A 15447-nucleotide genomic window follows, 5' to 3' on the forward strand; every position below is an offset into this window, starting at 1 on the left:
CTTCTTGGTGTCGAGATTAACAAAGAACAAAGCACCAAGAACTAGGAACTTCATCTTTTCCGCATCAGTTCTGACATGGCCACGGCCCGGATGATGTCCTTGACCCCGTATTGGTTTTTCTTGGCCTCTGCCTCGATGGCGTTGAGGTCGTCCTGATCATCAACGGTCATTACGCGGCGTAGGCCGTAGGTGCAGAGGTGTTCGATGAAGGCGCGCACAAACTTGTCGCGGTCTTCAATCAAGAGGCGTTTGAATTCGGTGGAATCCTTGAAGGAACGGCCATCGGGCATTTGGCCGGAGGGATCGACCTGCGGGTCGGCTCCGACTCCCGCCGGGATCTTCTCATGAGTGCGCCATTGACCGATGGCATCGTAGTTTTCCCAGGCGAGGCCCAAAGGGTCAATTTTGGCATGGCATGAGGCGCAATTCGCGTCGCTGGCGTGGGCTTCCAGTTTGTCGCGCAGGGTAGCCTTCGGGCTTTTGGGCGGATTGGGTTCAATGGCAGGCACGTTGGCGGGCGGCGGCGGCGGTGTCTTGCCCAAGATCACTTCGCTGAGCCAGACACCGCGATGCACCGGGCGATGGCGGGTTCCATCCGAAGTCAACCCGAGCGCTGCGCCCATCGTGAGCAGACCGCCGCGACGATCCTCGGGTTTGAGAGAGACGCGTTGGAAGCCGTCTGCTTTTGGCTCTGGAAGACCGTAGAAATCGCTGAGCCGGGTATTGACCATGGTCCAGTCGGAATCGAGGAAGCCTTCCATTGGCAGGTTTTTCGTAAGCATCTCACGGAAAAACTCCACTGGCTCCTCCCGCATGCTCATCTCGAGCCAACGGTCATAGTTGGGGTAAAGTTTCTTGTCCGGCGGGAACATTCCCACGCGATGCAGTTGCATCCATTGCCTTGAAAAATCGTCGATGAAGCGGTTGATCCGACTGTCGGTCAACATCCGGTCCACCTCTTGTTTAAGTCCCCCGCCATTCAGGGTGCCGCCTTTGGCTGCAGAAAAAAGGGCGTCATCCGGCATCGAACTCCACAGAAAATACGAGAGCCTTGAGGCGAGTTCCCAATCATTGAGACGCTCGCGGGCCATCGGATCACCTTCAACGAGATAGAGGAAATTTCGGGAGGTCAGCACGCCCAGCATCGCCACACGATAAGCTTCGACAGGCTTTTCGCCCGCCTCGCGTTCGGCAAGGTAGGATTTCAGATACCCGTCCAACTCCTCCTTCTGGACCGGCCGCCGCCAAGCACGCTCGGCGAAACGTTGCAGGTGCTGTGCAACCACCTCGGGGGTCGCGTCATCAGAGGGCACGAGGTCGTTCCGCAGGGACTTTTCTGCGTCGGTCTCCAGCGGTCCCTCCCATTCGATCCAATCAAGGAGCACCGTTGAAAAAATCCCATTTCCCTTGTCATCGAACATCTGCGGGGCGTTCGGGTTGAGGAGCAGGGTCTCGCTGCTGTGCGTGAAGATATACCCCCCCCTACTGGAAAGCGCATTGCGGAAGGCGGCGCCGCTGCGTCGGTCCACCACATCGGTGGCCACCACACAGAAATAGAGCGTTGCGGGCATCTCCAGCATCACATCGAATTCATAAACCTGCGGTTTGTCCTCCGCTGCCGTGATGTCGAAATCGATGATGCCGTCCACCGTTTCCTCGCCGGTGCGCGTGCCGATGCTCAAATGCGCGGGCTGACCGCCGGGAGGACGGACGCCACTGGCCTGGACGCGCATGCGATAAAGTCCGCTGTGTTCCGGGCCCGTTTTACCGAACCAGTTGGTCGAGAGCGCGTTCTGGATGGTGCCGGGGAACATGAGAAATCGCAGCGGTCGTTTGATGCCGAGCCGGTCCAGCGCCTCCTGTTGGGCCTCCCCGCCGCCGTAGCGCAATTCGGCCGCAGTCTTGCGCACCTTGCGCGTCTCAACGGACAATGTGGGAAAGGCGCGATCGAGCACAAGCTCCGCCGCGCGGTAATAACGATCGACATGCGATGGCGAAAGCGAAAGCTCCGATCCAAGACGCTCAAAACCATGCCACAGCGTGTCTTCGTTCAACTCACCCGGCTTGGACGGATCATAGCGCACCCCGAGCAGGTCATACACGGTGTTTTGATACTCCTTCCGGCTCATGCGATAATGCGCCACCGCAGGTCGCGCCGCCATCCTCCCCGCCCGACCCGCCTTGATCTTCGAGTCCAGGTTCGTGACAAACGCCGCGATCTCCTCCTGAGTCGGTTGCTTCTCCTTTTTCGGAGGCATCCCGCCGGAATTGACCTGTTCGATCACCTCCGCCCAATGATGAGAATCCGCACCCAACTTGAAATCGCGCGAGAGCTGGTCGATCCGCAAGTCACCTTTCTCCTTGTCGGGACCATGACAGCTGATGCAATGCTTTTCCAGAAAGGCGTCCAACGGCTCGGCTGCGCCGACGGAGCGTGAAAGACCAAGTTCGGCGACAAGGATGGCTGAAAGGCTAAAAACGAAACGGGTCATGGGATTGAGATCACAACGAAACTGGTGCCGCGTTTTATCGTGATCCCCGAGTCTTGAGGGTGGGCACACGGAAGAAAAGGTGGCGAATCTCATTTACGGTTTCACCTGATGAATTCCTTCACCACTTTGCCAAACTCCAGAGGTTCGCTCTCCTCTCGGCGTGCCTTGGAAACGAGAAATCAACGACGGGTAAGCGCTGAGCCGCGTCCGTGGATGTTCCCATCGACCTAATAAAACACACCGGCCTTGAGAAGATCGAACCTCGCTCTCCAGCAAACCACACGTGCAAAGCCAGGCCACCCCGTGGGATTCCCTTGTTGATAGTATACTCATCCTGGATAAGTAATATTCTCATTCCCCCGAGATATTTCGCCTTATCTCTCCCACCTTCTTCCCATGCCGCTCCCGTTGCCGCGCCTTCCCTTTCGCGCCCTCATTCTGACACTTCTGGTGTTGCCCTGGTCCCTTTCGCAAACCGCGCATGCCGCCGATCCGTATCTGGTGAAGGACATCAATACCGTGCTGCGCAATGATGCTTCAGACCCGTATGATCTTTGTGTTATCGGTTCCACCACCTATTTCACTGCTTTCAGCCCTGCCACTGGCAGGGAACTTTGGAAGTCCGACGGCACAGAGGCTGGCACCGTCTTGGTTAAGGACATCGCAGCCGGCAGCATGGGCGCCAACATCACCGCCCTCGCCGCAATGAACGGAATCCTCTATTTCCGCGCCGATGATGGCATCCACGGCACGGAACTGTGGAAAAGCGACGGCACAGAACAAGGCACTTTGATGTTGAAGGACGCCACTCCTGGTGCCGCCTCATCAGTGATCGACCGGCTAACCCCCGTGGGAAGCACCCTCTACTTCACCATTTCAGAGAGTGGCCTTCTCGTTACCTCTCCCAACGGTCATGTCTCCACCCCCTTGGATCAATCCCTATGGAAAACGGACGGCACTGCTGACGGCACCGTCAAGGTAAAGGATCTCAATCCTTACGCCCATGGCTACGAGAGATTTGGCGACTTAACCCCAGCAGGCAACCATCTTTTTTTCATGCACTACACCGCTGCCCACGGCTCGGAGCTTTGGAAAAGCGATGGCACAGAGCAAGGCACAGGCATGGTGAAGGATATCCGCCCCGGCACCGGCGGCTCCGTTCCCAGTCATCTCACCGTTGTAGGCAGCACGCTCTATTTCAGCGCCAACGATGGCTCCACCGGTGGGGAGCTTTGGAAGAGCGATGGCACCGAGCAAGGAACTACCCTGGTAAAAGACTTCATCCCAGGTGCGACCAGTTCCAATCCCACTGCACTAACCGCTTTTGGCGACCATCTCTATCTCCGGGCCACCGATAGCACCCATGGGGCAGAGCTGTGGAAGAGCGATGGCACCGCGCTAGGCACCACCTTGGTAAAGGACATCAGTGATGGCTCTGCAAGTTCCTCCCCCTATGCATTTGCGGTGATCAATGGCTCGCTTTATTTCTCAGCCTCCGATGGCAACCTCGGCGTTGAGTTGTGGCGCACCGATGGCACCGCCGCAGGCACCATGCTGGTGAAGGATATCAACCCCGGCCCCGGTAACTCATCCCCTTCTGGACTATTTCCAGTGGGCAGCACCTTCTACTTCACCGCCAACGATGGAATCCATGGCACGGAGCTGTGGAAGACAGACGGCACCGCCGCTGGCACGACCATGGTGAAGGATATCCGCGAAGGCCTCACGCCCTCCACCATCTATTATTTCACCGCATCCGGCAACATCCTTCACTTCGCGGTTTCCGATGGCGTCCACGGGCTCGAGCTTTGGAAAAGCGATGGCACTGCGGGAGGCACCACGATGGTGAAGGACATCAATGGCGGCAGCCACTCCTCCGACATTTCCCATCCCATCTCCTTCAATGGCGTGCTTTATTACCAGGCTGACGATGGCATCCATGGAAAGGAACTGTGGCGCAGCGATGGCACCGTTGGAGGCACCCGCATGGTGAAAGATATCGCACCCGGCCCCAATCATTCCTTCCCCTACGGCTTTAGGATTAAGGACGGCAAGCTCTACTTCATGGTCACGGACTCTTCCGGCAGTTCCTCCGGCTGGTGGTGCAGCGACGGCACCGAGGAAGGCACTCAGCTCGTCAATTCCAACATCCAAAACTTCTATTCCGCCTTCGTGATGGGGAATTCTTTTTATTACCTCGATTACAGCTTCCAAACCTTTGCGTATTCTGATTTGTTCCGCACCGATGGCACAACGGAAAGCACCGTGTTGGTCAAAGATCTGGATGAAGTAACCAGCTTGGGTATCCAACAAGTCTTGGGCAACAGCATTTATTTCATGGGCGGCACTGCTGCTGAGGGCATCGGCCTGTGGAAGAGCGATGGCACCACGGCTGGCACTACCCTGGTGAAGCCCTTCGTGCTCCCCAGCCCAGTCATATTCTTCATTGGTCAGGGTGGCAGCACCATCATGAACAACACTCTTTACCTCGTCGCAGACGATGGCACCCATGGCTCCGAGCTTTGGAAGAGTGATGGCACCTCCGCAGGCACCACGCTGGTAAAAGACATCCTCAGCGGCAGCGGGAACTTCAGGATTTCTTTCCTGACGGCAGGCTCCAATTTGATTTACTTCCTCGTCGATGGAGAAAATATTCAGAAGCAGCTGTGGCGCAGCGATGGCACCGCGCAGGGCACCTTCTCCCTTTTTGAAATCGCCCCAACCCCCTTCCCACTCAACCCGCCCCTCCGTGAACTCATCGTGGTAGGCGACACGGTTTTCTTTGGGAACTACAGTCCAGAAACCGGCGCTGAGCTCTGGAAAAGCGACGGCACCATCGCAGGCACCGGCATGGTGAAGGACATCAAGCCTGGCAGCGAAGGTAGCGCTATCGAAAGCCAAAGCGTTCACAACGGTCTCCTCTATTTTTCGGCAAACGATGGCATCCATGGCCACGAACTATGGCGCTCCGATGGCACTGAAGCAGGCACCGTGATGGTGAGTGATGTCTCACCCGGCAGCGTTGGCTCAAGCCCCATCATCCTGGCAAAGGCAGGCAACCTGCTGTATTTCACCGCCTCAAACGGGGATCAAGGCAGGGAGCTCTGGGCTCTCCCCCTCGCCGCAGATTACACTCCGCCCAGCGGTGGAACGTTCACACTAACTCCCGCCACCTCCATCGATCCAGGCACAACACTCACCCTCACCTTTGCTGACTGGGTGGATGCAGATGCAGCCTCTCTTCCGCTCACCTACTCGATCTTGGTGAATGGAGACGTCGTATCCCCATCAGGTCCCACCGCGTCTCGCAATTTTGCCTCGCCAGTTACTCCCGGCGTCCACACCATCACAGGCCGCATCCACGATTCTGCCAATAACCTCACCGATGTTATCTCTAGCTTCACCGTCAACACCCCGCTGCAGACTTGGCGCAGAACCTACTTCGGCAGCACCTCCAACACCGGCACCGCCGCAGACACTGCCGATTTCGACCACGATGGCATCGCCAACCTTCTCGAATGGGCGACCGCACGGAATCCCACCATCGCCAGCACCCTGCCAGTCACCACCACCCTCAACAGCTTCACCGACAAGATTGAGTTCACCTACATTCGCAGTCGCGCCGCTTTCACTTCCGGCACCACCTACACCGTCGAGTGGAGCGACACCCTCGCCCCCAACAGCTGGAGCGATCTCGACGTGGAAGAAGTTTCCGTCATTGAAGTTGATGACGACACCGAGTCTGTCTTTTCACGAATCCCCGCTGGCAACCTCGGCAGACGCTTCGTCCGCCTTCGCGTCACGGCACCGTAGTTACAGCTATCCCAACTCAAATGAAGCCAGGCAGAGACCAGGAACGAGACCTTCTCCACTCCGAGCCTGGTGGGCAGGTAACCCGAAGGATTTGCTCGTCTTTCTCTCCCCTCCCTTCTAATCTAATCTAGGACTTCAAAGCCTCCCTCCGGATCTTATTGCATGACTGTTGTATACCTATCACGCCGCCTCAGGTTGCTTGCCTTCGCCACACTCACCATCGCATTGGTATTTGTCTCACTTGGTCTTCACCTTCAGGCAAACCCCTTCTTGGTAAAGGACATCAATTCCAGCACCTCAAAATCCAGCAGCATTCCCGGGTCGCCGCTCAAGGTCGGTTCCGTCACTTTCTTTTCCGCCGTTACCCCGGAGGCTGGCAACGAACTATGGAAGACCGACGGCACTGCCGCAGGCACCCAGATGGTCGCGGATATCTATCCTGGTTCCAACAGCTCCATGTTTACCGGTCCTATGGCCGCGATCGGCAGCACGGTCTTCTTCGTTGCCTCCCATCCCGTTCATGGCCGCGAGCTCTGGAAGAGCGATGGCACCGCCGCAGGCACCATGATGGTGAAAGACATCAACCCCGGCCCCGGCCAATCCAATCCAGACAAGTTTATCGTGATGAACAACACGCTCTACTTCATCGCCACCGCCTTCACCAATGGAAACAAAGGCCTATGGAAAACTGATGGCACCGAGGCAGGCACCGAACAAGTAAAGCATCTCTACTCCATCAATCACCTTACTGTCGTAGGCGACACCCTCTTCTTCGCCGCCGCCGCCAGCACTTTCAATGTGGAACTGTGGAAGAGCGACGGCACCACCCAAGGCACGGTAGAGGTAAAGGACCTCCTCCCTGGCAATTCCAGCTCTTTTCCCTCGGAACTCACCGCCATGGGCGGCACCCTCTACTTTGCCGTCGCAGATGGCACCCACGGCCTCGAACTGTGGCGCAGCGATGGCACCAACGACGGCACGGTCATCGTGAAGGACATCAACCCCGGCACCGATGGGTCCAACCTGCGCTACTTCAAGGCCATGGGCAATGCGGTCTACTTCTCTGCCAACTCCCCCGCCACCGGCGAAAAACTGTGGAAGACCGATGGCACCGAGGAAGGCACCATCCCCATTTCAGGCAGCACATTCGGCGAAGGACCCTACTACATCAATTCCCTAACCACCGCTGGCAATACCCTCTACTTTGTGGGGACAGATGCCACCAATGGCGCCGAGCTATGGAAGAGCGATGGCACCATCGCCGGCACCGCGCTGGTGAAAGACATCCGCCCCGGCAACACCCCTACCGCCGAGAGCCAAATCTCGCACATTATCCCGGTTGGAAATTCCATCTACTTCTCCGCCGATGATGGCGTCCACGGAGAAGAACTGTGGAAGAGCAATGGCACCCTCGCAGGCACCGCTCTGGTGAAGGACATCAACCCTAGCTTTCTCCGCGGACTCCCCGAGTCCCTTGTCGAGATGAATGGCATTGTCTATTTCAGCGCCGAAGATGGCATCCATGGCTTTGAGCTCTGGCGCAGCGATGGCAGTGCCTCAGGCACCTTCATGCTGAAGGATATCAATCTCCGCACAGGGAACAGCTCCCTTGTCCAACCCGTGAAAGTGGGGGATTTGCTGTATTTCTCTGCGAACAATGACACCGCTGGAAACGAGCTGTGGAAAAGCGATGGCACTGCCGCAGGCACTACCATGGTGAAAGACATCTTCCCATCCTTCCCCAGCTCTGTATTTACTCCACTGGCCGCCATCGGCAGCACCCTTTATTTCTCCGCCATCGACAGCCACAGCAACGGCATCGAGCTGTGGAAATCCGACGGCACGACGAACGGCACCGTTCTCGTCAAAAACATCAATTCCAGTTCTGCCGATTCCCTTCCCAGCTCAGGCATGGTCATGGGCGATACCCTTTACTTCAGCGCCTTCACTGGGACGCAAGGTCACGAGCTATGGAAAAGCGATGGCACCTCTGCGGGCACCATTATCGTGAAGGACATCTTCCCCGGGTCCGGCAATTCCTCCCACGCCAAGCCCCTCATTGTGCACAACAACAAGCTCTACTTTACCGCCAGCACCAGCGCCACCGGCACCGAACTGTGGTCCACCGACGGATCCGACGCAGGCACCGCCATCGTCAAGGACATCAACCCTGGCATGGGCGGCTCAAACATCTCCCACATCGTCAGCTTCAGAAACATGCTGTATTTTGATGCCTCCGATGGCTCCTCCGGTCGCGAACTGTGGCGCAGCGATGGTTCTGAGGCAGGCACCACACGCGTGCGCGACATCCAGCCAGGCTCCGACGGATTCGTCTCGCAGATCACCGTAGCGGGCAACTCCATTTACTTCACCGCTTTCAGAACCTCCTCCGGCATCGAGCTCTGGAAAAGCAATGGCACCAACGCAGGCACCGTCCTCGTCAAGGATATCCGCATCGGCGCCGACAGCTCCTCCATCAACAAGATCACCCCGGCAGGCAATCTTATCTACTTCACCGCCGACGACGGACTTGCCGGTGTCGAACTATGGAAAAGTGATGGCACGGAGGCGGGCACCAAGCTGGTGAAAGACATTGCCCCCGGTGCCGCCACCTCTTCCCCCACCCATCTCACCGCCGCAGGCTCAGTGCTCTATTTTTCAGCCACCACGCCGGAGAACGGCACAGAATTATGGAAAAGCGATGGCACCGAGACAGGCACCGCCATCGTGCAGGATATCGTCCCCGGCATCAACAGCTCCGCTCCTGCAGGCCTCACCCTCATCGGCCACCGCCTATACTTTTCTGCCTACACTTATGAATATGACAGGGAGCTCTGGGCGTTGAATATTGCCGATACCATCCCACCGGCAGGCGGCACCGTCACTTTTAGCGTCCTCTCTCCCATGGACCCCGGCACCCCCATCGACTCCGTCACCTTTCAGGGATGGTCCGATTCCGCCTCGCCATTGAGCTATGCCGTCTATATTGATGATACCCTTGTCTCCCCCCAAGGCTCATCCACCACCCGCCACAGCCTGCCCAACCCCGCCGCCCCAGGCACCCGCGCCGTTCGTGCCCGCATCTTCGATGCACTAAACAACTACCACGACGTCTTCTATAACTTCAACATCAACTCACCCTTGCAGATCTGGCGCAGAACCTACTTCGGCAGCACCTCCAACACCGGCACCGCCGCAGACACCGCCGATTTCGACAACGATGGCATCGCCAACCTCCTCGAATGGGCGACCGCACGGAACCCCACCATCGCCAGCACCCTGCCAGTCACCACCCACTTTAACAGCGTTACGGGCAAGATTGAATTCACCTACATCCGCAGTCGCGCCGCCGTCACTTCAGGCACCACCTACACCGTCGAGTGGAGCGAAACCCTTGCCCCGAATAGCTGGAGCGATCTTGACGTTGAAGAAGTTTCGGTCGTTGAAGTTGATGATTACACCGAGTCTGTCTTTTCACGAATCCCCGCTGGCAACCTCGGCAGACGCTTCGTGCGCCTGCGTGTGGCCGCGCCGTAGGTCAATACTCAGAATCAAAGGGGACCTAACAATGCTTCAGGTCGAACGGGGTCGCCGATCTTTGATCACGCATCAAGAGTCCACGGAGCACGATATTCGCGACCCAGCTTTGCGCTCGCTTCAGGATCGTTCAAAATTTGCTCTTGTTTGGGATCCCATTGAATGCGGCGATTGAGTTGCAGGGCGATCAGCGAAAGATGACCTGGAACCGCAGAACGGTGTCCCGTTTCCACTGGGCAAACGGGAGCTTCACGAGATTTGACCGAGTCAAGAAAGTCGCGGTGATGACCGGGACTTTCATACAGACGTTTTTTAATAAGATCGTCTCCAAGTTTCGGCGCTTCGAATCCTTCGACGATGATGTCCTTGCCCTCATGGTCTTTTTCGCGACGTTTTACTGGCTTTCGTAGTTCGCTGCGGGAGGCATCAAAGCCACCCCGATCCACCCATACCCAACCCTCGTCTCCAATCCATTTGGTGCCCATCGAAATATCTGGAAATCCACCGGCGATGGTCATCACGATATCGTTCGGATACAGGCATTCAGTGCGGTATTTGGTAGCGGTGTTCCACATCGCGTCCGGGGACGGAAATTCGCCAGCAATGGGGGTGATCTCCGTTGGACCTGAGTCATCAGCCGCCATGCCCCAATGTGCGATGTCGACATGATGCCCCACCCAGTCGACCAACTGTCCGGCTCCATAGTGGTAGCTCCAACGCCAGTTTTTATGCACCCGGCCCTCAATGTAATCGAGCTTTTCGGAAGGGCCGGTCCAGAACTCGTAGTTCAATTCCGGAGGAGGCGTGGTCACCTGGGTTTTGCTGCCGGTTCCAGCAAAGTCGACGTGACCTTGCGGCAAGCCCACGTGCACTTCTTTGATTTTTCCAATGAGTCCATTGGCAACAATTTCAGCAGCAATGCGGAAACGGTTGTCGGAACGTTGCTGGGAACCCGTTTGAAAAATGCGACCATGCTTTTTAACCGCCGCAACGATGGCCTGTTGTTCCCCAATGGTGCGGGCAAGAGGCTTCTCTCCGTAAATGTCTTTGCCGTTTTTTGCGGCTTCAATGGTCACCAAAGCATGCCAATGGTCGGGCACAGCGAGCATGACGGTGTCGATGTCTTTGCGGGCCATCAATTCACGGTAGTCTTCGTAAGCCTGGCAATCGGTGTTGCGATACCGCTGGTTGATGGTGTCCACGGCGTTTTGCAAATGTCGTTTGTCGACGTCGCACGCAGCCACGATCTGGCAGTCTGGCTGGTTGAGGAACGCCCCGGTGTTTCCCGGACCCATCATGCCCCAGCCGACGACGCCCATGGTGATGCGATTGCTGGGGGCGTTTTGCCCAAAGACGCTCGATGGAACGATGGTGGGAAAGCCGAGCATGGCGGTCCCGGCTTTTAAGAAATGACGACGTGTGGTGCGATGGATGCGTTTCATGAAATTGATCTGATGCGATAACTAACTTGGGAATGCGAAGATTCGTGGATGGCGACCATTATCCAGGGATGCTTGTGGAGGTTTTCCACTCAACTAGTTATCATAAATGAACGGCTGACTGCATTACTCGAGGCAAGATGAATGCCGATCCATGATTGCCATGGAAGCGGAAGTTTACTAAGCCATTCTCGCGCGCATTAGAAATGGGTGGAAACACTCATTTTGCTATCGGCCGCGTGAGGCATGCACACTTCAACGTTGACATCAAATTCGGGAATCCTCATGATCGGAATTAAACAAAACATGATTCATCGACTGCTGATCTCCCTGTTGACGCTCCACGTCGCTGTGGCGGCGGGCGAGCCGGATGAACCGGCGACCCGAGAGAGTCCGCTGACCAGTTTGACGGAGGCGCAGAAATTACCCCGGATGGCCTTCAATGTAAGTCGACCGCTGTTACTTACAGGCATCGTCACCCTCGCTGATGCGGAGCGCAACTTGCTGGTGATTCAAGACGCCGCCAGCGCCATCGCGATTCGCCCCGACCCGCCGCAAATGCCCGTGCGAACAGGTCAGCGTGTCGAACTCCGGGCCGCCGACTCCGCGCCCTATCTCCCCTACTGTCCGACTTATCCGTTCAGCCCTTCAGGCAGCGACTTGCTGACATCATTTGAGCTTTCAAAGGAAACAGGAAACTACAAGCTTAATCGCATGCGCGGCTGGCTGGTGCCGCCCAGAACGGGCTTCTACACTTTTTGGATCGCCAGTGATGACTCGTCCTCCTTGTGGCTGAGCCCCGGTTTGGATCCCAGCCAGGCCAAGCGCATTGCCCACATCGAAACGGGATCATGGACGACCGCCCGACAATGGGACCGGTATGCAAACCAGCGCTCTGAACGTGTGCAATTGCAGGCGGGGAAGGCTTATTACATTGAAGCATTGCAGGAACAGCAAACGGGGGAGAATCACCTTGCCGTCGCCTGGTCGGGGCCTGACATGCCGCAGGCAGTCATCAGTGGGCAATATCTCGCGCCATGGAGGGAATCTGACGAGTCAGCGGATGGTGATCGAGCGATTGAAATCGGCAAGGGCATTATGAGGGAATACTGGCTGGACTACACTGCAGGCAATCTCGCCCCCGTTCTCTCAGGGGTGACCAACGAAGGCGGCTTGACGGTGCGAGGCCTGCAAATCAAGGTGCTTGATGACCATGTCTGGCCGGAACCGCATCCCATTCAGATCGGCCAATCGATTGCTGCCAGCAATATTTACCGATGGGTGGAAGGTGAAGGCGCTGTCACCTTCCTTTCCACCGACGGCGTTTCCGCCAACCTGGAACTTACTGAAGGCTCCAACCGGCTTCTGCTACGGGTTGCCCGTTGGCGGGGCAATCTTCCGCAAAGGCACACGAACCTTAGGGCGCGATTCCGGGGAGTGTGCGAGGGAGGCCACGACTTCGGCGGCCCGCTGATTGCGAGCATCGTCTGGGCCGCGACCGAGGAAGACGTGTCCTTTTTTGAACAAGCCGGTTCCCAGCCTCTTTCACCACCTACCTATCCATCAGACACTGCGGAAGGATCGTTCCCGGGACATTACTTCACTCGCGGGGTCGTGACTTTCAATGACCGCGTGCGCGACAAAGACATTCTGTATGTTCAGGACAAACTGGCTGGAATCTCTATCTCTCAAGACCATCGCCAACTGGGCTCCAGCCTGCGGGTTGGGCAGCTGGTGGAAATCGGGGGGCCACTGTTGCCTGGAAAACATGCACCAGCGCTTCAAGCATGGACGGTCAACGTGATGGGCTGGCAAAACATGCCTCTTCCAGCCATTCCTTCATCTCAGCCGGTGGGCGAGGGCGTGCGTGAAGGTCAATGGACGGAAATGGATGGAGTGGTGCGATCAGTGACGGCCAATGGAACCATGAGTCTCATGGGAAAAAACGGCCCTTTCCAGCTCTGGTTAAGCGGGGTCGATCCCTCCAAACTTGACCGCTATGTGAACTCGCGGCTTCGTGCACGCGGCGTGGTGTCATTGGAAACATTTCAAGCGCCGGCCTTGCTGGTGCCTGGACCGACCTTCATTGAGATTGCCCAACCCGCACCTGAAGTCTCCACCGAGCCTACGCCGATCTCCCAACTGACCAATGTTGAGTCCCAAAATGAATGGAGCCACATGGAGAAGGCAGTGGGCACCGTGACCTTTTGCGGCGAGCATCACTTTTTCATTCAAGACGCGACCGGCGGCATCCGGGTTCATCCCCTCGATGGCTCCCTTCCCAAACCTGGCGACAAGGTGCAGGTGATCGGCTTTCCAGGTCGGGCCGATGCCATCGCGCAGTTGACTGAAGTGACATGGAAGAGCGTCGAGCATGCACCAGCCATTGAAGCGGCAACCCTCGACCCATCGGAAGTGGACGCAAGTCACGCCAACTTGTTGGTCAAGGTGGAAGGCCGATTGGTTGCTCAAAAAACTCATGGAAGTGGACTCATATTTGAATTGCAATCAGGACGAACCGTTTTCGAAGCGGCGCTCACTGCTGATGCAAAAGAAGTGCCCGCTTTCGAGGAGGGGAGCATGCTCAGTGTCACTGGGATTTCCGTATTTCATTCATCATCCCAGCGGGCCAACCTTTTGTTGCGCTCACCAGCGGACGTCGTCCTAATCAAAGGTCCTCCTTGGTGGAATTTGAAACGCTCCGCCACCTTGATCGGGTTGTTGTTGACCGTGCTGGCGGCCACCATGATTCGGGTCCAGTTTCTCAATCGCCGGTTCGCCCATCAAAAAGCCGCACGGCTCGCCTTCGCACGCAGCATGCTGGAAAACCAGGAGAATGAGCGCCGCCGCATCGCCGCCAGTCTTCATGACAGTCTCGGCCAGGATCTGCTGGTGATCCGCAATCAAACTCACCGCGCCCTTCAATCCGCTCTGGATCATCCGGTGTTGCGACAGCGGTTGGAGGATATCTCAAGCACTACGTTGCAGGCCATCAACGAAGTTAGAGAAATTGCCCATAACCTGCGCCCCTATCAATTGGATCGACTCGGGCTTACCCAGGCGATCCGCGCCATTGTAAGAAAGGTGTCAGAAACCAGTCCGATCGATCTGGCCTCCCATGTCGACGAGATCGACCACCTCTTCGACAAAGAGTCCGAAATTCACATCTACCGGATCGTCCAGGAGGGAATCAACAACATCATGAAACACTCAGCCGCGACCGAGGCGGCCGTGGTGGTGAGACATCATCCCAGTCGCGTGTCCATTTCCATTCGCGACAATGGCAAAGGAATCGATCAGGATGCCCGATCCATCCGCGATGGCGGACTGGGATTAAGCGGAATCGAGGAAAGGGCAAAAATCATGAATGGCTCCATCACGATTGATTCCGCGCCCGGTCAGGGTGTAAGCTTGCAAATAGAACTTCCAATTCTCACCCTCGCGGAATGAGCGAAACCATAAAACTTCTCATCGTTGACGATCACCCGGTATTTCGCCGGGGTCTGCGTGAGATCATCGAAGAAAACGAAAGTCTGGAGATTGTTGGAGAAGCGTCCAATGGTGCCGAGGGTTTGGAACTGGCAGCCAAACTACAACCTGACATTGTCGTGGTCGATGTCGACATGCCCGAATTAAACGGATTGGACATGGCGCGACAGTTGAGAAAGATATTGAGCACTTCTCAAGTGGTGTTTCTCACCATGTATAAGGATGAAGACGTCTTCAACGCGGCGATCGACCTTGGTGTGAGAGGTTATGTGCTCAAGGAAAATGCCGGTGAGGACATCATCGAAGCGTTGCTGATTGTCGCAGAGGGCGAGACGTTTTTTAGTTCGACCATGGGTGCCATTGGACAGCGCCGGGAGGATCGCGTTCAGGCCTTGCTGCTGAGCAAGCCAAACCTGGATCAGTTGACTCCATCAGAGAAACGCATCTTAAAGTTGATCGCCGACGATCACACCAGCAAGGAGATCGCCTATCTCCTAAAAATCAGCGCGAAGACGGTGGAGAATCACCGGCTTAACATCTGCAACAAGCTCCACATTCACGGGTCCCACGGCTTGCTCAAGTTCGCGTTTGATCACAAGTCCTGCCTGTGATGGGATGCTGGGGAGGTGATGGTTCCGCCATTTATATGGACCGTAGTTCGGCGGGTAGCGCTGTGG

At 56.6% G+C, this 15447-nt stretch carries 6 protein-coding genes; 4 read left to right on the plus strand and 2 right to left on the minus strand.

Annotation, left to right across the window (positions count from 1 at the left end):
* Window positions 1–50: 50 nt before the first annotated feature.
* Window positions 51–2492, minus strand: coding sequence for a DUF1592 domain-containing protein (locus tag FEM03_RS11955; protein WP_138086498.1), 2442 nt, complete (start codon window positions 2490–2492; stop codon window positions 51–53).
* Window positions 2493–2888: 396 nt separating this feature from the next.
* Between FEM03_RS11955 and FEM03_RS11960 the strand changes: the two genes are divergently transcribed.
* Both FEM03_RS11960 and FEM03_RS11965 read left to right on the plus strand, forming a co-directional pair.
* Entirely contained in the window at window positions 2889–6305 is a 3417-nt protein-coding gene (locus FEM03_RS11960) for an ELWxxDGT repeat protein (protein ID WP_138086499.1), read from the plus strand.
* Window positions 6306–6467: 162 nt separating this feature from the next.
* On the plus strand, window positions 6468–9842 hold the full coding sequence (locus tag FEM03_RS11965) for an ELWxxDGT repeat protein (protein WP_138086500.1): 3375 nt from the start codon (window positions 6468–6470) through the stop codon (window positions 9840–9842).
* A 65-nt stretch (window positions 9843–9907) separates the two neighbouring features.
* On the opposite strand, the gene FEM03_RS11970 is transcribed toward FEM03_RS11965, so the two are convergent.
* Entirely contained in the window at window positions 9908–11284 is a 1377-nt protein-coding gene (locus tag FEM03_RS11970; protein ID WP_138086501.1) for a Gfo/Idh/MocA family protein, read from the minus strand.
* A gap of 330 nt (window positions 11285–11614) precedes the next feature.
* Here FEM03_RS11970 and FEM03_RS11975 point away from each other — a divergent pair, with 330 nt between their 5' ends.
* The gene (locus tag FEM03_RS11975; RefSeq protein WP_206170981.1) at window positions 11615–14731 is read left to right on the plus strand and encodes a sensor histidine kinase; all 3117 of its coding nucleotides are present in this window, start codon (window positions 11615–11617) and stop codon (window positions 14729–14731) included.
* Window positions 14728–15381 carry a response regulator gene (locus FEM03_RS11980; RefSeq protein ID WP_138086503.1) on the plus strand — a complete coding sequence of 218 codons (654 nt, stop codon included), beginning with the start codon at window positions 14728–14730 and terminating at the stop codon, window positions 15379–15381. Before FEM03_RS11975 ends, FEM03_RS11980 begins: the two co-directional genes overlap by 4 nt.
* Window positions 15382–15447 lie beyond the last annotated feature (66 nt).

The sequence above is a fragment of the Phragmitibacter flavus genome (assembly GCF_005780165.1).
In the GTDB taxonomy this organism is placed as follows: Bacteria; Verrucomicrobiota; Verrucomicrobiia; order Verrucomicrobiales; family Verrucomicrobiaceae; genus Phragmitibacter; species Phragmitibacter flavus.